19 protein-coding genes are annotated in these 18,344 nt (G+C 61.0%); 6 read left to right on the top strand and 13 right to left on the bottom strand.

All coding sequences use genetic code 11. The annotated features are described in order from the left end of the window. Positions 1–34: 34 nt before the first annotated feature. From B9Z52_RS12815 to B9Z52_RS12800, 4 genes are all read right to left on the bottom strand, one after another. Positions 35–370: a hypothetical protein gene (locus B9Z52_RS12815; protein WP_108414236.1), complete on the bottom strand. Its 336-nt coding sequence runs from the start codon at positions 368–370 to the stop codon at positions 35–37. Positions 371–547: 177 nt separating this feature from the next. Then, positions 548–880, bottom strand: coding sequence for a type II toxin-antitoxin system RelE/ParE family toxin (locus B9Z52_RS12810; protein ID WP_108414235.1), 333 nt, complete (start codon positions 878–880; stop codon positions 548–550). Positions 881–888: 8 nt separating this feature from the next. Then, complete coding sequence (locus B9Z52_RS12805) at positions 889–1,164, bottom strand: type II toxin-antitoxin system Phd/YefM family antitoxin (protein WP_108414234.1); 276 nt, start codon at positions 1,162–1,164, stop codon at positions 889–891. A gap of 227 nt (positions 1,165–1,391) precedes the next feature. Then, positions 1,392–3,785 (bottom strand): YgiQ family radical SAM protein, encoded by a 2,394-nt coding sequence (locus B9Z52_RS12800; protein ID WP_108414233.1) that lies wholly within the window; start codon positions 3,783–3,785, stop codon positions 1,392–1,394. A gap of 192 nt (positions 3,786–3,977) precedes the next feature. Here B9Z52_RS12800 and B9Z52_RS12795 point away from each other — a divergent pair, with 192 nt between their 5' ends. Genes B9Z52_RS12795 through B9Z52_RS12780 form a run of 4 tightly spaced genes read left to right on the top strand, consistent with a single transcriptional unit; the run spans position 3,978 to position 8,889 of the window. Beyond that, positions 3,978–7,037, top strand: a complete 3,060-nt coding sequence (locus B9Z52_RS12795; RefSeq protein ID WP_146182854.1) for a DUF748 domain-containing protein — start codon at positions 3,978–3,980, stop codon at positions 7,035–7,037. Between the two features lie 36 nt (positions 7,038–7,073). Continuing rightward, positions 7,074–7,670, top strand: a complete 597-nt coding sequence (locus B9Z52_RS12790; protein WP_108414231.1) for a YigZ family protein — start codon at positions 7,074–7,076, stop codon at positions 7,668–7,670. 26 nt (positions 7,671–7,696) lie between these two features. Beyond that, positions 7,697–8,290 (top strand): chromate transporter, encoded by a 594-nt coding sequence (locus tag B9Z52_RS12785; protein WP_233251952.1) that lies wholly within the window; start codon positions 7,697–7,699, stop codon positions 8,288–8,290. Next, positions 8,287–8,889 carry a chromate transporter gene (locus B9Z52_RS12780; protein WP_108414229.1) on the top strand — a complete coding sequence of 201 codons (603 nt, stop codon included), beginning with the start codon at positions 8,287–8,289 and terminating at the stop codon, positions 8,887–8,889. The genes B9Z52_RS12785 and B9Z52_RS12780 overlap by 4 nt, the downstream gene beginning before the upstream one ends. A gap of 13 nt (positions 8,890–8,902) precedes the next feature. On the opposite strand, the gene B9Z52_RS12775 is transcribed toward B9Z52_RS12780, so the two are convergent. The 3 genes from B9Z52_RS12775 to B9Z52_RS12765 form a co-directional block, all read right to left on the bottom strand. Then, positions 8,903–9,253 (bottom strand): hypothetical protein, encoded by a 351-nt coding sequence (locus B9Z52_RS12775; protein WP_108414228.1) that lies wholly within the window; start codon positions 9,251–9,253, stop codon positions 8,903–8,905. A gap of 117 nt (positions 9,254–9,370) precedes the next feature. Then, positions 9,371–10,105: a 23S rRNA (guanosine(2251)-2'-O)-methyltransferase RlmB gene (rlmB, locus tag B9Z52_RS12770; RefSeq protein ID WP_108414227.1), complete on the bottom strand. Its 735-nt coding sequence runs from the start codon at positions 10,103–10,105 to the stop codon at positions 9,371–9,373. Between the two features lie 195 nt (positions 10,106–10,300). Continuing rightward, positions 10,301–10,990 (bottom strand): ABC transporter ATP-binding protein, encoded by a 690-nt coding sequence (locus tag B9Z52_RS12765; protein ID WP_108414226.1) that lies wholly within the window; start codon positions 10,988–10,990, stop codon positions 10,301–10,303. Here B9Z52_RS12765 and B9Z52_RS12760 point away from each other — a divergent pair. Together B9Z52_RS12760 and mnmH are read left to right on the top strand one after the other, a co-directional pair. After that, the gene (locus B9Z52_RS12760) at positions 10,989–11,639 is read left to right on the top strand and encodes an arylesterase (protein WP_108414225.1); all 651 of its coding nucleotides are present in this window, start codon (positions 10,989–10,991) and stop codon (positions 11,637–11,639) included. The genes B9Z52_RS12765 and B9Z52_RS12760 overlap by 2 nt on opposite strands. Further along, complete coding sequence (mnmH, locus tag B9Z52_RS12755) at positions 11,636–12,697, top strand: tRNA 2-selenouridine(34) synthase MnmH (protein ID WP_108414224.1); 1,062 nt, start codon at positions 11,636–11,638, stop codon at positions 12,695–12,697. The genes B9Z52_RS12760 and mnmH overlap by 4 nt, the downstream gene beginning before the upstream one ends. Positions 12,698–12,737: 40 nt before the next feature. On the opposite strand, the gene B9Z52_RS12750 is transcribed toward mnmH, so the two are convergent. The 6 genes from B9Z52_RS12750 to B9Z52_RS12725 form a co-directional block, all read right to left on the bottom strand. Further along, positions 12,738–12,932 (bottom strand): hypothetical protein, encoded by a 195-nt coding sequence (locus B9Z52_RS12750; RefSeq protein WP_108414223.1) that lies wholly within the window; start codon positions 12,930–12,932, stop codon positions 12,738–12,740. 10 nt (positions 12,933–12,942) lie between these two features. Further along, on the bottom strand, positions 12,943–13,758 hold the full coding sequence (locus B9Z52_RS12745) for a DUF2189 domain-containing protein (protein WP_233251957.1): 816 nt from the start codon (positions 13,756–13,758) through the stop codon (positions 12,943–12,945). Between the two features lie 162 nt (positions 13,759–13,920). Continuing rightward, positions 13,921–15,144, bottom strand: a complete 1,224-nt coding sequence (locus B9Z52_RS12740; RefSeq protein ID WP_108414221.1) for a PLP-dependent transferase — start codon at positions 15,142–15,144, stop codon at positions 13,921–13,923. A 62-nt stretch (positions 15,145–15,206) separates the two neighbouring features. Continuing rightward, complete coding sequence (locus tag B9Z52_RS12735) at positions 15,207–15,731, bottom strand: phosphoribosyltransferase (protein ID WP_108414220.1); 525 nt, start codon at positions 15,729–15,731, stop codon at positions 15,207–15,209. A gap of 55 nt (positions 15,732–15,786) precedes the next feature. Next, positions 15,787–17,115, bottom strand: coding sequence for an adenylosuccinate synthase (locus B9Z52_RS12730; RefSeq protein ID WP_108414219.1), 1,329 nt, complete (start codon positions 17,113–17,115; stop codon positions 15,787–15,789). Between the two features lie 17 nt (positions 17,116–17,132). Further along, positions 17,133–18,293, bottom strand: coding sequence for an ATP phosphoribosyltransferase regulatory subunit (locus B9Z52_RS12725; RefSeq protein WP_108414218.1), 1,161 nt, complete (start codon positions 18,291–18,293; stop codon positions 17,133–17,135). Between the last annotated feature and the right edge of the window lie 51 nt (positions 18,294–18,344).

Below are 18,344 nucleotides of genomic sequence, written 5' to 3'. Positions count from 1 at the left end.
CCCCAGCGCAATGCGCAATTATTGAAGGTCGCATTCAGGCGGCCTTCACCACCTGACGGCGGTTGGTCTGCACGGTCTGGCGCACGGCCTGCGCCAGACGGCCGGTGCTTTCTGCGGCCAAAAAGTCTGCTTGCAGAGCGTCCAGCGGGTCGGCATCCGCAGGGGCGCCCTGGCGGACATCGTAGAGCGCGATGGCCTCGCGCGCCTCAGAGACCGTCAAGCCCGATGCCTCGGCAATGCAGCCCAAAGTCGCCCAATACTCGATCTGCCCGGCCACCGACCGGCGCATGGGCGCAGCCGCCTGACGCGCTTGGGTGACCAAACCGGAAGGCAATTTGACAGATGAAAACGGAGAAGGTGATGCAGGCATAAAACGCTCCTTGATGGCGCATTTTGCGCCAAAAAGCGCCCCAAAAAACAATCAACAATGCAAAACCTGCAACGGTCAGGGCTCCAACGACGACTTCATCTTGGAGCTGGCAATCAAGACCCAAGCTGCACAAGTCGCTCTCTGAGAAACCACAGCTCCTGCACAGCAAGGTCATCCTTATGCACCCAGCAAACGCCGGGACAGTAACGAGGCCATGTCGCGCCGACCGTCAGCGATCAGGTAAATGAGCACCTGATTGCCCGTGACGCGGTAGATCAGCCTGTAGGGTTTGAAAAACGTCTGGAGATATTCCTGGATGCCGAGACTGAGCAGTTCTTTCGGGAAACTGCCGCGATGAGGAAACTCGGCCAAGCTCTCCACCGCATCCATCAAACCATCCAGCACGCGGTTGGCATTGTCCACGCTGTCGAACTCGCTGATGTAGTCGTGGATGGACTCCAAGTCTTGCTCAGCCCCTTGGGTGATCAGGACCTCAAATCTGGCTGGCATGGGGGCGCTCAAGCAGCGGCGCGTTTGGCGCGCAGACGGGCCACCACATCGGCCACAGGCTTGACCTTGCCAGCCGCTACATCCTGATTGCCCAGGGCAAGGATTTTCAGCAAAGCCAAGGTTTCCTGCGTGTTTTCGAACGAGACGACATCCTGCAAAACCGCCTTGGCCTCACCGTTTTGGGTGATGACCATCGGCTGGCGCTCTTGCGCCAATTGCGCCAACACCTCGGCCGCGTTGGCTTTGAGGTAGCTGATCGGCTTGACTTGGGTGGAATAGCGCATGGATGGCCTCTTGATGGAACAGGACTGAATATAGTCTTTTTAAAGACCTCCCACAAATCCACGCCGAGTTGAGTCCGATCCATCCACACCACCCGTGCCCAAGGCTGTGGATAAACCCCGGAACAAGTGCGGCAAGGCGCATGGCTGTTGGGCTTGCGGGGTACGCTTAAAAAACAGGCAACATCAGCACACAACCTTCATGCGACTGTCTAAAAGCCAAATGCAAGTTACCTCTTTGCGCGCGGCGGCAACCCCGTGTGCTGCGTCAGCAACTGCCCCTTCTTCGGCTGCCCCATGCGCTTAGGCGCCGTCGACAAAGACACCGACGACTTGGCCCCCGCGCCCGTGCTGTTTTTGCGCCGTGCGCTTTTGTAGCCGTCTTCGGCCAGCGGCTGCCAGTTCGGAATCAAATGGTGCTTGCCATTGCCGATCAAATCCGCCCGGCCCATCGCTTTGAGCGCTTCGCGCAGCAGCGGCCAGTTGTTCGAGTCGTGGTAGCGCAAAAACGCCTTGTGCAGGCGGCGGCGTTTGTCGCCTTTGACCACGTCCACTTTTTCACTGTCGCGGGTGATTTTGCGCAGCGGGTTGCGGGTGGAGTGGTACATGGCCGTGGCTGTGGCCATGGGGCTGGGGTAGAACGTCTGCACCTGGTCGGCCCTGAAACCGTTCTTTTTGAGCCAGACGGCCAGGTTCATCATGTCTTCATCGCTGGTGCCGGGGTGGGCGGCGATGAAGTACGGAATGAGGAACTGCTTTTTGCCCACTTCTTCGCTGTACTTGTCGAACATCGACTTGAAGCGGTCGTAAGTGCCGATGCCCGGCTTCATCATCTTGGACAGCGGGCCACCCTCGGTGTGCTCGGGCGCAATCTTCAGGTAGCCGCCCACATGGTGCTGCACCAGTTCTTTCACGTATTCGGGCGACTGCACAGCCAGGTCGTAACGCAAACCGGAGCCGATCAAGATCTTCTTGATGCCCTTGAGGTTGCGCGCCCGGCGGTACATGTTGATCAGCGGGCCGTGGTCGGTGGTCAGGTTCTGGCAGATGCCGGGGAACACGCAGCTGGGTTTGCGGCAGGCCGATTCGATTTCGGGGCTGCGGCAGCCCAGGCGGTACATGTTGGCCGTGGGGCCGCCCAGGTCAGAGATGACGCCGGTGAAGCCTTTGACTTTGTCGCGGATGTCTTCCACCTCGCGGATGATGGATTCTTCGGAGCGGCTTTGGATGATGCGGCCTTCGTGCTCGGTGATGGAGCAAAAGGTGCAGCCGCCAAAGCAGCCGCGCATGATGTTCACGCTGAAGCGGATCATTTCCCAAGCGGGGATTTTGGTCGCGTGGTCGTGGCTGCCGTTTTCGTCGGCGTAGCGCGGGTGCGGGCTGCGGGCATAGGGCAGGTCGAACACATGGTCCATCTCCGCGGTGGTCAGCGGGATGGGCGGCGGTGTGATCCACACGTCGCGGGCGGTGTGGCCTTCGCCATGTGCTTGAACCAGGCAACGGGCGTTGCCGGGGTTGGTCTCCAGGTGCAGCACGCGGTTGGCGTGGGCATAGAGCACCGCATCTTGCTTGACTTGCTCGTAGCTGGGCAGGCGGATCACACTCTTGTCGCGGGGCGGGACTTTGTGGGTGCCTTTGCCGCGCAAAGCCGGGTTGGGCACAAAGGTGAGCGGCTGAATGATGGGCTCAATAGCGGCTTGCACGGTACGGGCTTGGGCCACGGCGGCGGACAAGTCGGCTTCGACGTTTTTGGCGTTGTGGCCTTCGGCCACTTCTTTGGCTTCTTCCTCACGCGCACAGGTCGCGCCCTGCTCCCGCGCTTGGTCCGAAATCATCAAATACGGGTTGATGTGCGCCTCAACGTGGCCGGGCGTGTCCACGCTGGTGGAGTCGATCTCGAACCAGCCTCGGGCCGATTCGTCACCACTGCGGCGCACAAAGGCGGTGCCGCGCACGTCGGTGATCTGCTGCACTGGCTCGCGGGCAGCCAGGCGGTGGGCGATCTCGACAATCGCCCGCTCGGCGTTGCCGTACAAGAGCAAATCGCATTTGCTGTCCACCACCACCGAGCGGCGCACCTTGTCAGACCAATAGTCGTAATGCGCGATGCGACGCAGGCTGCCTTCGATGCCGCCGAGCACGATGGGCACTTCGGGGAAGGCTTCGCGGCAGCGCTGGCTGTAGACGATGGCCGCACGGTCGGGGCGCTTGCCGCCCACATCGCCCGGGGTGTAGGCGTCGTCGGTGCGGATTTTGCGGTCCGCCGTGTAGCGGTTGATCATGGAATCCATGTTGCCGCTGGTCACCCCCCAAAACAGGTTGGGTTTGCCCAAAGCCTTGAAGGGGTCGGCGCTGGTCCAGTCGGGCTGCGCGATGATGCCGACCCGAAAACCCTGGTTTTCCAGCATGCGGCCAATCACCGACATGCCAAAGCTGGGGTGGTCCACATAGGCGTCGCCCGTGACGATGATGATGTCGCAGCTGTCCCAGCCCAGTTGGGTCATTTCTTCGCGGCTCATCGGCAAAAACGGGGCCGTGCCAAAGCGCTGCGCCCAGTATTTGCGGTAACTGGTCAGCGGTTTGGCGTCGCGCGGGAAGAAAGAGACGTCGACAAAAGCGTTCATGGGCTGGGCACTCGGGATAACCCGCTAGTGTAGGGGTTTGGGGGTGGGCTCACGGGGCTGGTGGGTATTGCTGGCAGTTAGGCCATTCCTTAAGCCCTTAGCTGCTTTACCTGAAAGCAAGGCATCCATTCCTGTGCGTGGTGAAGCACTTGGAGTGGGACAATCCCAAACTTGTTCATCCAGAAACAAAAAATGACGACTCACAGGGAATGGTGGCTTGGCCTCACGCGGCGGCTCCACACGGGGCGTGTGCCCAAAATCTTGGCCTATTTGCTCGCAGGCTGGGTCTTGCTCTTGGCCTTGGGCTATTTTGTGGCCCCACCGCTGGCCCGGTCTGTCCTGGCCACGCAGCTGGGCAAGGCCCTGGGTCGCGATGTGGTCATCGAACGTGTGGCGATCAACCCTCTGGATTTGTCTTTGGATGTGCTGGGACTGTCCGTCAAAGACCGGGCTGGCGCAGAGCAATTGGGCTTTGCGCAACTGCACATCGACCTGTCGAGCGCTTCGGTGACGCAAGCGGGGATCGTGGTCGATCAAATTCACTTGCGAGCCCCGCGTGTGGCCGTCACGCGTCTGGCCGATGGGCGCTACGACATCTCGGACTGGCTGGACCGCTGGGCCAGCAGGGCTGAAACCGACTCGGGCCCCCTGCCCCGCTTTTCATTGAACAACATCCAGATCACGGACGGCCAGTTGGTGTTCGACGACCGGCCCAAGGGGGTTCGGCACACGGCCGAGGCGGTGACGTTCAGTTTGCCTTTTATCTCCAGCCTGCCTTACAAGGCCGATGTGTTTGTGTTGCCCGCCTTGTCGGCGGTGGTGGATGGCTCGCCCTTGGCGCTGCAGGGGCGCAGCCTGCCCTTTGCCAAATCACACACCAGCTCGCTGAAGATCGAGCTCGACAAGTTCGAGCTGTCCCAACTTCAAGCTTATTGGCCCAGCAGCCTGCCCTTGCGCCTGAAATCGGGCCAGCTCGCCACCCGCTTGAGCGTGGACTTTGCCCAGTTGGCCGATGGCGCACCTTCGCTGAGCGTGAGCGGTACGGCGCAATGGCAAAGGCTGACCTTGAGCGACGCCGCTGGCAAGCCCTGGCTGGGGCTGGAGGCGCTCGATGTGCAACTTGAAAAGTCCAGCCCCTTGCAGCAGCGCTGGCTGTTGGCGCAATTGGACCTGAGGGGTCTGCGCCTGGGCCAAGACACACCCGATGCACCTTTGCGGGTGCAAAGCCTGTCGGCGCGGCAAGTGCAGGCCGACCTGCAGGCCCATCGCATTGATGCCGAGACTCTGAAAGGCTCGGGCATCGTGACCCGCATGTCCCGGGCTGCCGATGGCACCTTGTCCTGGCTGCGTGTGCCCGGATCAAACAGCGCCGCTGCGGGGGCTGCACCGGCCGACAAGTCGGGCAGTCCGGTCTGGTCGGGCCTGGTGGGTCAACTGAACCTGGATGAAGTCGGGCTGCGCTTTGAAGACCACACTTTGTCGCCTGCGGCGGTACAAGAGCTGACACACGTGAGCTTGTCGGCCACGCAACTGGACATCCACCCCGGGCGCGAAAAGACCTTTGCACTGAACGCCACGCTCAACCAGACAGGCCAAATCAAGGCCAGCGGTTCGGTGCAGCTGCAGCCACTGGCGGTGCGCCTGGCGCTGGAAACACAGGCTTTGCCGGTGGTGCCGATGCAAGGCTATGCGGCACCGTACCTGAACACATCGATCGCGCAGGGCCTGCTCTCCAACAAGGGCACCCTGGAGGTTCGCCAACCCGCAGACAAACTGTGGGTCAACTACAAAGGCGGGCTGACGCTGGGCCAGTTTCGGGCTGTGGACCAGGCCAACAGCACGGATTTTTTGAGGTGGAAATCACTTTACTTTGGCAACGTTGACTTTCAGCTGGAACCCGCTCGGCTGAACATCGGCGAAATCGCCCTGTCGGACTTTTATTCGCGCCTGATCCTCAACCCGCAAGGACGCCTCAACTTGGCCGACATCCTGCGCACACCGGCAAGCCCCAGCCCCGGCGCTGGCGGGCCTGCGGCATCGCACCCCACAGCGGCCATGCCCATTCAAATCGCCAAAGTCACCCTGCAAAACGGGCGCGTGGATTTTTCCGATCACTTCGTCAAGCCCAACTATTCGGCCACCGTCACGCAACTGGGCGGCAGCGTCAAGGGCTTGTCCTCGGCCCCGGACACGCTGGCCGATCTCGATCTGCTGGGCCACTACGCCAGCAACGCACCGGTGCACATTGCGGCCCGTTTCAATCCGCTGACGGAGAAAAAGTTCCTGGACCTTCAGGCCAAAATTTCCGACATCGACTTGGTCGATTTCTCGCCGTATGCCGGCAAATACGCGGGCTACAACATCAGCAAAGGCAAGCTGTCCATGGACGCCACTTACAAGCTGCAGGACCGTCAGCTCACCGCACAAAACCGGCTCGTGATTGACCAACTGACCTTTGGCGACAAGGTAGAAAGCCCGGATGCCACCCAGTTGCCCGTGCAGTTGGCCATCTCCTTGCTCAAAAACAACCGGGGGCAAATCGACATCCAGTTGCCGGTTGCCGGCTCGCTGGACGATCCCCAATTTTCGATCGGCGGCTTGATCTTCAAGGTCATCGGCAACCTGTTCGTGAAAGCCGTCACCTCACCCTTTGCGCTGCTGGGCTCGCTGTTTGGCGATAACCAAGAGCTTTCGCAGCTGAGCTTTGCACCCGGCCGCGCCAGCCTGGATGAAGCCGCTGTGCAAAAGCTGCAAACCCTTTCCAAGGCGATGCGCGAACGCGAAGGATTGAACCTGGAAATCACCGCAAGCAGCGACAACACCGTGGACCCAGAAGGCCTCAAGCGCGCCTTGCTGGAGCGTGCGGTCTTGAGCGAAAAACGCAAAGACATGAGCCCATCACAGCGCGAAAACACGCCCCTGGCAGACATGCGACTGGACAGCAGTGACTACGCGACCTACTTGACCCGCGCTTACCAGCAAGCCAAGTTCCCCAAACCCCGCAACGTGCTGGGCCAGACCCAAGTGCTGTCGGTAGAGGACATGGAAAAGCTGATGTTGGCCAACCTGGCGGTGGACGATGAAGAATTGCGCGCCCTGGCCACACGCCGAGCGCAAGTGGTGCAAGGCTGGTTGGTACAACAAGGCCAAGTCCCTTTGAGCCGGATTTTTCTCTTGCCCATCCAAGTCAACACCTCGGCCAAGGGCGGCAATGACACGGGCTACCACCGTGTGAATTTTTCTTTGCGCTGAACACTTCACGCATTTTTTTGCACACTTGACCTGTCCATGGCCTTCTCTCTCGCTCAAACTGCCCACCACGAACTGGTCATCAAGAAAAGCCGCTTCATCGCCTGCGTCGAACCCGTGGCTGGCCGCGAAGAAGCCCAAGCCAGAGTGGCCCAGCTCAAAGCCGAGCACCCGGACGCGGCCCATGTGTGCTGGGCGCTGCTGGCTGGGGGCCAATCGGCGGCCAACGACGATGGCGAGCCCGGCGGCACGGCTGGACGCCCGATGCTGGACGTGCTGCGGCACCAGGACCTGCAAGGCGTGATGGCCTCGGTGGTGCGTTACTTTGGTGGGGTCAAGCTGGGCGCGGGTGGTCTGGTGCGGGCCTACACCGATGCGGTGGCGCAGGCGCTGCTGATGGCCGAAAAAATTCCCTTGATTCAAAAAACCGAACTCGCCTGCAGCGTGCCCTATGCACTGGAAGGCCTGGTGCGCCGCGAAGTCGAACTGGCCCAAGCCCAGCTGCAAGAGGTCACGCATGGCAGCGTGGTGACTTTGCGCTTTGCCTTGCCCGCCTCTGATGCAGCAGCACTGATGCACCGGCTGAGCGAAAGCGGCCGGGGACAGCTGGTGTGGCTGGATGGGGACAAGCCCTGATGACGCCACGCACCGATAATCCCAGCATGTCCGATCAAGCCCCCCTGAATCACCCCCAATCCAAGGCCGACTTGTTCTGGTCCTTCACCATCTTGGCCCTGCAGGGCTTTGGCGGGGTGCTGGCGGTGGTTCAGCGTGAGCTGGTCGAGAAAAAACGCTGGATGAGCCGCGAGCAGTTCATCGAAGACTGGGCCGTCGCGCAAATTCTGCCGGGCCCAAACGTGATCAACCTGTCGCTGATGATCGGCGGGCGCTACTTTGGCCTGGCCGGGGCCATGGCGGGTGTGGCGGGCATGCTGACCGCACCACTGGTGGTGGTTTTGCTGCTCGCCGCGGCCTTTGGTGGCGTGTCGGACGCGGCCTGGGCCCAAGGGGCTTTGCGCGGCATGGGCGCGGTGTCGGCAGGGCTGATTGCGGCCACCGGCCTGAAAATGATTTCGGCCCTGCGCGCCAACCCGATGGGCATGCCGGTGTGCATGGGGCTGGCGGTGGCCAGCTTTATCGGCGTGGGCGTTTTGCGCTGGCCATTGGCCTATGTGCTGCTGGGCACCGGCCTGGTGGCTTGCAGCTGGGCCTACGCGCAACTGGCCAAGCAAGCCTTGGCAGGAAAGCGCCCATGAACCCGGTGCTGCACTTGAGCGCCAGCGATTGGCTGGGCCTCTTCACCCATTTCGCATCGCTGTCGCTGCTGGCGGTGGGCGGCGCGATCACCACCGCGCCCGACATGCACCGCTACCTGGTGGATGAAACCCATTGGCTCAGCGATGCGCAGTTCAGCTCCTCGATCGCGTTGGCGCAGTCTGCGCCGGGCCCCAACATTCTGTTCGTGGCCCTGATGGGCTGGAGCCTGGGGCTCAATGCCGGTGCGGGCCTGGGCGGCGGCTGGATCAGCGTGGCGCTGGCCTGTTTGGGGGTGGTGGTGACGATGTTGGGCATCATGTTGCCCTCTTCCATCCTCACCTACACGGCCACACGTTGGGCGCACCAGCACCGCGACAAGATCGGCATCCGCGCCTTCAAGTCGGGCATGGCGCCCATCGTGATTGCCTTGCTGTTGTCCACCGCGTGGCTTTTGACCCTGAGCCACAAGCAGCCAGCGCAGGACTGGCCGCTGTATGTGCTCACGGGCGTGACCACGCTGGTGGTCTGGCGCACCAAGCTGCACATGCTGTGGCTCATTGGTGCAGGCGCCCTGCTGGGCGCACTGGGCTGGGTTTGATCCCAGCTGCGCTTTAACGCGGGTTCTCGAAAAACACCGAGTTGGTGTAATCGCTGATCTCGAAATAGACCTTCTTCTCGCCGTCGTCCACCTGCATGTTCAGGTTTTCGTCGAGCACGCCGTAGCCATAGCGGTAAGCGCGGGGCATTTTGTCGTCGGTGCCCAAGGCTGTGCTGATCTTGTCCACTTTCAAAAAGCGGCGCACCAGTTTTTCACCGGCATACACCTCCAGCACACCGTTGGTGCCGGTCCAGTTTTGGATGTCGCGGCTGATCTTGTTTTGCTGCTCTTGCGTGCAGGCAGCCAGCAAGCTGGAGGCCGCCACGGTGGTGATCAGCGCGATGTTTTTGATTTTTTTGGACATTGCAAACTCCCTGGGTAAGTTGGAAAAATACGTCGAGGCTAAAGCCGCCGACCTGCAAAACAATGTGTCGGTCTGCAGGTCGGAGCTTGAGCGCCGACACGCGGACCAACCGCTCGATCAGGTGCGCTGGCGCAGCGCTTCGTACAGACACACCCCACTGGCGACTGAAACATTCAGGCTTTCGACCGCGCCGCGCATGGGAATGCTCACCAGCTCATCACAGTTCTTGCGGGTCAACTGGCGCATGCCAGGGCCCTCAGCACCCAGCACCAAAGCCGTAGGACCTTTGAGGTCGCTTTGGTACACGGTGCGCGGCGCATCGCCGCTGGTGCCCACGATCCAGATGCTGCGCTCCTTGAGTTCGCCCAAGGTGCGTGCCAGATTGGTGACCATGAAATAAGGCATGGTCTCGGCCGCTCCGCTGGCCACTTTGGCCACGGTGGCGTTGATGCCCGCCGCGTGGTCTTTGGGCGCGATCACAGCGTGGGCACCCGCACCATCGGCCACGCGCAGGCAAGCGCCCAAGTTGTGCGGATCGGTCACACCGTCTAGGACCAAGAGCAGTGGCGGGCCTTCAATGGTGTCAAGCAAATCGTCCAGCGAATGGTTCTGCGGCATGGGCGTCACCAAAGCCACAACGCCCTGATGGCCATGACCACCGGCCAGTTTGGCCAGACGCTCAGCGTCGGACTCGACCATGCGCATGCCCGAGTCGCGGGCCTTGTCGATGAACTGCCGCATGCGGGCGTCGCGACGCGTGACCTCGAAATGGATTTCGACGATGGATTGGGGGGCGATCTTGAGGCGAACGCCTACGGCATGGAAGCCGTACAGCACTTTGTGAGATGACATCTGCTGATTATCGTTGGTCTCAACAACTGCCGTGCCTATTGATCTTGAAGTGTCGGGACAGGGGCTTGCGGCAAATGTTTGTGTAGGAGCCCACCCCTGTGGGCGATGGTTTGAGCGGCTTGTGCAACGCCCAATCGCCCACAGGGGTGGGCTCCTACAAGCACAAGGCCCAGGTCCATGAAGCTGCAGCGCCCATCAAACCGCTTGTGCTGACGCCTCGGACAAGCGACCGGCCTCGATCACCAACATGCGGTCGCACCGCGCGGCCAGTTGGCGGTCGTGGGTGACCAAGACCAAGGTGGTGCCCTGCTCCCTGTTGAGCGCGAACATCAGGTCCATGACCGCAGCCCCCGTGGCATGGTCCAGGCTGCCGGTGGGCTCGTCGGCCAAGAGCAAGGCCGGTTGCACCACAAAGGCACGGGCCAGGGCCACGCGCTGCTGCTCGCCCCCAGAGAGGACTTTGGGCAGGTGCTTCAAACGTTCGCCCAGGCCCACACGCTGCAGCATGGCGGTGGCGGCGCTGCGGGCATCCGAGCGGCCCGCCAGTTCCAGCGGCAGCATGACGTTTTCAAGCGCCGTCAAATTGGGCATGAGCTGAAAGCTCTGGAACACAAAGCCCACATGCTGGGCCCGCACCGCAGCGCGTTGGTCTTCACTCAAATCGAACATCGCCTGCCCGGCCAACATGACTTGTCCGGTGCTGGGCGTGTCCAGCCCGGCCATGATGGCCAACAGCGTGCTTTTGCCCGAACCGGAAGCACCGACAATAGCGGCTGTTTCCCCCTTGGAGACCGAGAAATCGATATCGCGCAAAATGTCCAGCGAGCCGCTGGCGTCTTGCACGCTTTTGGCAACGCCACGAACGGCAATGATGGATTCAGGCATGCACACACCTTTGTTGAGACGACGTCACTTTACCTTGAGCCTGCTGGCCCTTGCAGGCCAGGGCTTTGGTGCGGCGACGCTCGCAGCCAAAGCGGCGCGCATCCTGGTCGTTGGCGACTCCTTGAGCGCCGAATACGGCCTGGCGCGTGGCACGGGCTGGGTGCATTTGATGGCGCAAAAACTTCAGCAAGAACGCCCAGGCACGGAGGTGGTCAATGCCAGCATCAGCGGCGACACCACGTCGGGTGGCCGCTCGCGTTTGCCTGCGCTGCTGCAAAAGCACCAACCCAGCCATGTGGTGATCGAGCTGGGTGGCAACGATGCCCTGCGCGGCTTGCCGCAAGGCATGACACAGGACAATCTGCAAACCATGATCCGCCAGGCCAAGGCCACAGGTGCGCAGGTGCTGCTGCTGGGCATGCAGATGCCCCCCAACTACGGCCCGGAAATGACGCGCCAGTTTGCCGCCATGTACAGCCAACTGGCCAAAAGCCAAGGCACGGGATTGGTGCCTTTCTTTTTGCAAGGGGTGGGCGACGATGCCGAGCCCTTGAAGTGGTTCCAGCCCGACCGCATCCACCCCAATGAGGCAGCGCAATCGCGCTTGCTGGCCAATGTCTGGCCTCAACTGAAGAAGCAATTGAAATGAGCGTTCACCTGATTTCGGCCGCCGAGGCCATGGCCAAACTGGACCAATTCGATGCCATCCTCGATGCACGGTCCGAGGGCGAGCATGCAGAAGACCACCTGCCCGGTGCCGAGAGTTGGCCGTCCCTCAACAACGAAGAACGCATCCGCGTGGGCACGCTCTACAAACAGGTCAGCCCGTTTGAAGCGCAAAAGATAGGCGCAGCGCTGGTGGCCAAGAACATTGCCCACCACATTGAAACCCGCGTGATGGACAAACCGAAGAACTGGCAGCCCTTGATTTACTGCTGGCGCGGCGGCAAGCGCAGCAATTCGCTGGCGCTGATCCTGGGGCAGATTGGCTTCAAGGTGCACCTGATTGAAGGCGGCTACAAAGCCTTTCGCAAAGCGGTCATGGAAGACACGCCGCGCCAGGCACAGCGTTTGCAGTTTCAGGTTTTGTGCGGCCCCACCGGTTCAGGCAAGACACGCCTGTTGCATGCGCTCACGCAGCAAGGCGCACAAGTGCTCGACCTCGAGGGCATTGCCTGCCACCGCAGCTCGGTTCTGGGGCTGATCCCCGGGCAGGACCAGCCCACCCAAAAAGCGTTTGACACGCAGGTCTGGAATGCTTTGCGCCGCTTTGACTCGGCCTTGCCGGTTTACGTGGAAGCCGAGAGCAAAAAAGTGGGCAACCTCACGGTGCCGGCTGAATTGATGAACGCCATGCGGGCCAGCCCATGCATTCGCGTGGATCTGTCGCTGGAAAACCGCGTGAATCTGCTGCTGGAAGATTACGCGTTCTTCACCCAAAACAAGGCCTTTTTCATCGACCGTTTGGAACGACTGGTCGCCTTGCGCGGCAAAGCCGTGGTCGATGGCTGGAAGGACCAGATTGAGCGGGGTGAAATGCGCGAGGTGGTGGCCGATTTGCTGTCACGGCATTACGACCCGGGGTACGAAACCTCCACCGGCAACAACTTTGTCCAATTCGGCCAGGCCACAGTGATCGCGCCTGCCAGCCATGCGCTGGACGACATGCACGCCGCTGCAGCGAAGCTGCGCCAGGCGCAAGGCTGACAAAACCCAACCTGGCTGCACTGGCGGCAGGCAAGATGTGTCAGGCTAGCGTGGATGTCCCTTCGGCTGCGGGACCTGCGCCTTGAGGGGCTTGTGCATTTGCGTCAAGATCGCTGCCGTCTTCTGAAAACGGGCCGGATTTGCGGTCAGCCTTGGCTTTGAGCTTGTCCTCTTTTTTGCGTTTTTTAGCCAGTTCTTTTTGGCGTTTTTCGAATCCGTAGTTGGGTGTGGCCAAGGTGGCTCCTTTATTTGTTGGTGCCCAATGTAACAGCTTCGACAAGCTCATCTTCCCATTCGACGCTTCCACGGTAGGCGTGCCAGCTCGCATGCCCCAGCCAGGGGCCGACAAAAATGATCCCCAAGCTCCATGGCCACAGGGCACCCACGACAAGCACACCCAGCAATGCCCCCCACAGCAAGAGCACTGTGGTGTTGGAAAAAACCACACGCATGCTGGTCAGCACCGCCGAAATGGCGTCAGTGTCCCTGTCCAGAATCATGGGAATGGAGACCACCGACAAACCAAACACCAAGGCCGCAAACACCCCTCCGACCGCGAGGTAGACCAGCACAAATTCGATGTTCTTGGGGTTGAAGATGGCTTCCAGAACACCTGTGGTGGAGGGCATGCCGGTGTCAAAAAACACCGCAAAAACCACCAGCGACGCCCTGCCCCACAACAACTCCAGCACCATCAGAACCAAGATCAGCATCGCCATGCTCGGTATGTGCTGGTCCCAGCACATCAAGGACGAGGCCATGTCGGGTTGCTCGCCCTGCTCCAGACGCCGACTCACTTCGTACAGGCCCATGGCCAAAAACGGACCGATCAACAAACAGCCCGAGATCATCGACAAGGTGTATTCGGGCTTGTGCTTGAACACCAGAGCCAGCAATTGCGCCATCAGAAAAAAACACACGCCGTAAAAAATGCCGATGCCGGGGTGTTTGAACAAGTCTTGACGGCCCAGCTCTAGCCAGCGAAACGGACTGGCCCAGCTGAGTGTTCGCATCCGAGCCCGCGGGCCGACCGCTGCTGGCGGCTCGTAGGGCACCGCCATGGTGGGCAATGCCGAATCGTTTGCGTCTGCTTGGCTTGGGGTGCTGTCGTGGCTGGACATGGATGACAAAGTAATCTGAAGGGACATCAGCTTACCGCTGATGCCGCTTGTCGGACAGTCTGGTAACTACCATGCAATGTCTGTTTGCACCCGTGGGCCCATTCAGCAAGTCTGCAAATGCAATGCAGCCGATTGCTCAAGATCAGCGCGTAATTCCTCGGCCGACTCCAGTCCGATCGAAAAACGCACCAAAGTGCCTGAGGACAGATGGCCAATGTTTTGCTTTCGCATGGACTGCAGCGCATAGGGCATGACCAGGCTGACCGGTCCGCCCCAGCTGTAGCCGATCTTGAACAGCCTCAGGCCATCGCAAAACGCATCCACCTGTGCCAGGCTGTAGCGGGCGTGGAGGATCACACTGAACAAGCCTGCCGCCAAATCGGTGTGCTGACCGCACAGCTGCTGCCAATGCGCGTGCCCTGGGGCCCCGGCCAAAGCAGGATGCAAGACCTGCGAACAAGCCGCTTGTGTTTGCCACCACACGGCCAGACGCCGCGCCGACTGGTCGTGCGCGGCGTATCGCAAGGCCACACTGGGCAAAGAGCGCAGCACGGCCTCCACATCGTTGGCCCCGACACCCAAGCCCAATCGCATGTGGCACAGCTTGATTTTCAAATGCAGCGCCGCGTCGCACGTGACGATGCTGCCCATGAGCACATCACCGCCACCGCTGGGGTATTTGGTCAGCGCATGGGCGCTGATGTCCACACCCAGACGGCCATCGCGCAGCAAATCGAAGGGCGGAAAAGCCAGGCCCGCACCCCAGGTGTTGTCGAGCGCACACAAGACGCCTTGCGCTTTGCAGCGCCGCACCAATTCGGGCAGATCCGGAAACTCCATGCTGACCGAGCCCGGCGCCTCCAGCCAGACCAGTCGGGTGCGCGCATTCAAGCGCGCCGACAAATCGTCGGGGTTCATCGGGTCGTAGTACTGGTGGGTGATGCCATAGCGGCGCAACTCGCCCTCAGCCAGGGCTTTGTTGGGCCCGTAGGCGTTGTCCGGGATCAGGACCTCATCGCCGGTCTGAAGCAAAGCCAAGGCCACCGTGGCCAACGCCGCCAGCCCACTGGGCACCAACAGGCATTGCTGACCGCCTTCCAGGGCGCACAAACGCTCCTCCAGGGTGTAAGTGGTGGGCGTGCCGTGCAAGCCATAGGTGTAGGCGGACTTGTCTTTCCATTCAAACTGCCGCATCGCGGCCACCGAAGGAAAGTAAACCGTTGAGGCTTTGAACACGCCGGGTTGTGGCGCTGCAAAGCCAGCGGGCGGCACATAAGGGTGATGGATCAGCCCGGTGACATCTGGGACAACATGCTTTTTGATCATGCGCCAATCCTAAAGCAAACAGCCTCCCGAGGGAGGCTGTTGGCGGGTGGGTCAGATCGAGATCAGACTTTCCATTTTTCCAGAAGTTTTTCGGGGCGCATGCTGTCGTACGGCTCGAAAGGCTGGTGGATCCAGGGGTTGGTCGGCAGGTCTTCGATCGAGTAATCGGGCTTGAAGGTCGACACACCTTTGGTCCAGATCACGGCAGAGCGCAGTTCGGTGATTGGCTTGTAGTTGTTTTTCAACTGGTCCACCACAGCGCGCAAGGTGTGACCGGTGTCGGCCAAGTCATCGACCAGCAAAACGCGGCCAGCGATCTCGCCTTTGGGGGTGGTGATGAAGCGGGCGATGTCCAGGTGACCTTGCACGGTGCCTGCGTCAGCACGGTAGGAGCTGGTGGACATGATGGCCAAAGGCTTGTCGAACACGCGCGACAAGATGTCACCGGGGCGCATGCCGCCACGGGCCAGGCACAAGATGGTGTCGAATTGCCAGCCGGATTGGTGGATCTTGATCGCGAGCTTTTCGATGAGGTTGTGGTACTCGTCATAGCTCACGTACAGGTGCTTGCCGTCTTCGGTCAACATGGGGTCACTCCAGTCAAAGGGTCTGTGAAGGTTTGAAAATTCTGCCTGCAGCGCCTCAAGCGCTGAAGGGGTTGTGCAACAAGATCGTGTGGTCACGGTCCGGGCTGGTGGACACCACGTGCACGGGCACGCCCGTCACTTCGGCGATGCGTTCCAGATAACGGCGTGCGGTGGCGGGCAGTTTGGCCATGTCGGTCACACCCACAGTGGTTTCGGTCCAGCCGGGGATCACTTCGTAGATGGGCTTGCAGCGGGCGATTTCATCGGCACCCATGGGCAGGATGTCGATCACTTCGCCGTCCAGTTCGTAGCCCGTGCACAGCAGCAGCTCTTTCAGGCCATCGAGCACATCCAGTTTGGTGATGCACAGACCGCTCAGGCCGTTGACCTGGGCGCTGCGCTTGAGCAAGGCGGCGTCAAACCAGCCGCAGCGGCGCGAACGGCCGGTGGTCACGCCTTTTTCGGCACCCACAGTGGACATGTGGTAGCCGGGGGTGCCGGGGGTTTCCCAATCGAGTTCAGTGGGGAACGGGCCACCGCCCACGCGGGTGCAATAAGCCTTGGTGATGCCCAGGATGTAGTGCAGCATGCCCGGACCCACGCCGGAACCTGCGGCCGCGTTGCCGGCCACGCAGTTGCTCGAAGTCACAAACGGGTAAGTGCCGTGGTCCACGTCAAGCAAGGTGCCTTGCGCGCCTTCAAACAGCAAGTTGGCTCCGGCCGTGTGGGCATCGTTCAGCTCACGCGAGACATCGGCCACCATGGGCAGCAGCTCTTTGGCATAAGCCATGGCTTCGTTGTAGGTGGTGTCAAAGTCCACAGGCGCAGCGCCCAGGAAGTTGACCAGCACATGGTTGTGAAGGGCCAGGTTCTCGCGCAGCTTGGTGGCAAAACGCTCGGGGTATTTCAAGTCCTGCACACGGATGGCGCGGCGGGCCACTTTGTCTTCATAAGCCGGGCCAATGCCGCGACCGGTGGTGCCAATCTTGGCGGTGCCAGCTTTTTCCTTGGCTGCCTCGCGGGCCACATCCAGGGCCACGTGGTAAGGCAAGATCAATGGGCAAGCCTCGCTGACGCGCAGACGCGAACGCACTTCGACACCGGCTTTCTCAAGACCCGCAATTTCTTCGAGCAGCTTGGGCACGGACAAGACCACACCGTTGCCGATGTAGCACTTGACGCCCGCACGCATGATGCCGCTGGGAATCAAGTGCAAGGCGGTTTTGACACCGTTGATCACCAGGGTGTGGCCTGCGTTGTGACCGCCTTGAAAACGGACCACGCCTTGGGCGCTTTCGGTCAGCCAGTCCACCAGTTTGCCTTTGCCCTCGTCGCCCCATTGGGTGCCCACGACGACCACGTTACGGCCTTGCGTCTTGTTCATGCTTGAAATGTTCTTTCTCAAAGAGCTTGTACCAGCCACTGGCCTGCGGCTTCAACGAGCTCACGGTCGCAATGGAATTCATCAACTTCACTTTCGTGGCCAGGCAAGACGCAGACCACGGTCTCGCCACGTGTACGCAAGCCTGCAATGGCCTGGCGCAATGATGGCGAGTTGCCCCATGGGGCACGAACGGCAGCGCGCAAAGCCAGGGGCGCAACGGCAGAGACCAATTCTTTCAGATCGAGGCTGAACCCCACAGCGGGACGATCGCGTTCGATGCGGTGACCGAACACGGCACCCACGCCATCGTAACGGCCGCCTCGGGCCAAAGCATCGGATGCGCCTTTGGCGTAAATGGCAAAGCGCATGCCACTGTAATAGGCGTAGCCACGCGAGTCGCCCAGATCAAAGCTGATGGCAGCGCCCGGGATCTGCTCGGCCAACCAACGCAGCTGCGCCAAGGCTTGGGTAATGGCAGGGGTTGCGGGCAAACGCTGAGCCGCTTGGGCCAACACGCTCGCATCGCCATACAAACCCACCAAGGCCAACAAACCTTGACGGCTATCAGCAGAGAAATCGGCCGTCAGCTGGGACAGCTTGGAGGCGTCTTTGGTAGCCAGGGCGGCATGGATGTCGTGGCGCAGCGCTTCGGACATGGCTTGACCCTCCAGCAAACTGCCCACAATGCGGGCGTCTGCCAAATCGACTTGCAAATCGCTCACGCGCGCAGCGCGCAGGCAATCGAGCGTCAACTGCAGGATTTCCAAATCGGCTTCAGGGCCTGCATGACCGTAAATCTCAGCACCCAGCTGCAACGGTTCACGCGTGGCGTGCGGGCGCGCAGGACGGGTGTGCAAAACCGGGCCGCAATAGCAAAGACGGGTCAGGCCCGCGCGGCCAAGCAAATGGGCGTCGATGCGGGCCACCTGGGGGGTGGTGTCGGCGCGCAAGCCCAGCGTGCGACCCGAGAGCTGGTCCACCAGCTTGAAGGTTTGCAAGTCGAGGGCTTCTCCCGTGCCGGTCAGCAGGGATTCCAAATGCTCAAGCAGCGGCGGCATGACCAGCTCGTAGCCATAGCCACGGGCGGTGTCGAGCAGTTCGCGACGGAGTTCTTCGATGTGACGTGCCTCGGAAGGCAGTACATCGGCAATGTGATCCGGGAGGACCCAAGCAGACATGGGATTGGAGGGGGACTGTTAAAACAAGGATTTTACCGGCTTGCAGGCCGG

This window comes from Limnohabitans sp. Jir72, assembly GCF_003063575.1.
Classification (GTDB): domain Bacteria; phylum Pseudomonadota; class Gammaproteobacteria; order Burkholderiales; family Burkholderiaceae_C; genus Limnohabitans_A.
This window is presented reverse-complemented; position numbering and strand designations above follow the sequence as displayed.

Coding starts and splice junctions, on each gene's coding strand:
- B9Z52_RS12815 (WP_108414236.1), bottom strand. CDS start 370: ATGCCTGCATCACCTTCTCCGTTTTCATCTGTCAAATTGCCTTCCGGT.
- B9Z52_RS12810 (WP_108414235.1), bottom strand. CDS start 880: ATGCCAGCCAGATTTGAGGTCCTGATCACCCAAGGGGCTGAGCAAGAC.
- B9Z52_RS12805 (WP_108414234.1), bottom strand. CDS start 1,164: ATGCGCTATTCCACCCAAGTCAAGCCGATCAGCTACCTCAAAGCCAAC.
- B9Z52_RS12800 (WP_108414233.1), bottom strand. CDS start 3,785: ATGAACGCTTTTGTCGACGTCTCTTTCTTCCCGCGCGACGCCAAACCG.
- B9Z52_RS12795 (WP_146182854.1), top strand. CDS start 3,978: ATGACGACTCACAGGGAATGGTGGCTTGGCCTCACGCGGCGGCTCCAC.
- B9Z52_RS12790 (WP_108414231.1), top strand. CDS start 7,074: ATGGCCTTCTCTCTCGCTCAAACTGCCCACCACGAACTGGTCATCAAG.
- B9Z52_RS12785 (WP_233251952.1), top strand. CDS start 7,697: ATGTCCGATCAAGCCCCCCTGAATCACCCCCAATCCAAGGCCGACTTG.
- B9Z52_RS12780 (WP_108414229.1), top strand. CDS start 8,287: ATGAACCCGGTGCTGCACTTGAGCGCCAGCGATTGGCTGGGCCTCTTC.
- B9Z52_RS12775 (WP_108414228.1), bottom strand. CDS start 9,253: ATGTCCAAAAAAATCAAAAACATCGCGCTGATCACCACCGTGGCGGCC.
- rlmB (WP_108414227.1), bottom strand. CDS start 10,105: ATGTCATCTCACAAAGTGCTGTACGGCTTCCATGCCGTAGGCGTTCGC.
- B9Z52_RS12760 (WP_108414225.1), top strand. CDS start 10,989: ATGCACACACCTTTGTTGAGACGACGTCACTTTACCTTGAGCCTGCTG.
- B9Z52_RS12765 (WP_108414226.1), bottom strand. CDS start 10,990: ATGCCTGAATCCATCATTGCCGTTCGTGGCGTTGCCAAAAGCGTGCAA.
- mnmH (WP_108414224.1), top strand. CDS start 11,636: ATGAGCGTTCACCTGATTTCGGCCGCCGAGGCCATGGCCAAACTGGAC.
- B9Z52_RS12745 (WP_233251957.1), bottom strand. CDS start 13,758: ATGGCGGTGCCCTACGAGCCGCCAGCAGCGGTCGGCCCGCGGGCTCGG.
- B9Z52_RS12740 (WP_108414221.1), bottom strand. CDS start 15,144: ATGATCAAAAAGCATGTTGTCCCAGATGTCACCGGGCTGATCCATCAC.
- B9Z52_RS12735 (WP_108414220.1), bottom strand. CDS start 15,731: ATGTTGACCGAAGACGGCAAGCACCTGTACGTGAGCTATGACGAGTAC.
- B9Z52_RS12730 (WP_108414219.1), bottom strand. CDS start 17,115: ATGAACAAGACGCAAGGCCGTAACGTGGTCGTCGTGGGCACCCAATGG.
- B9Z52_RS12725 (WP_108414218.1), bottom strand. CDS start 18,293: ATGTCTGCTTGGGTCCTCCCGGATCACATTGCCGATGTACTGCCTTCC.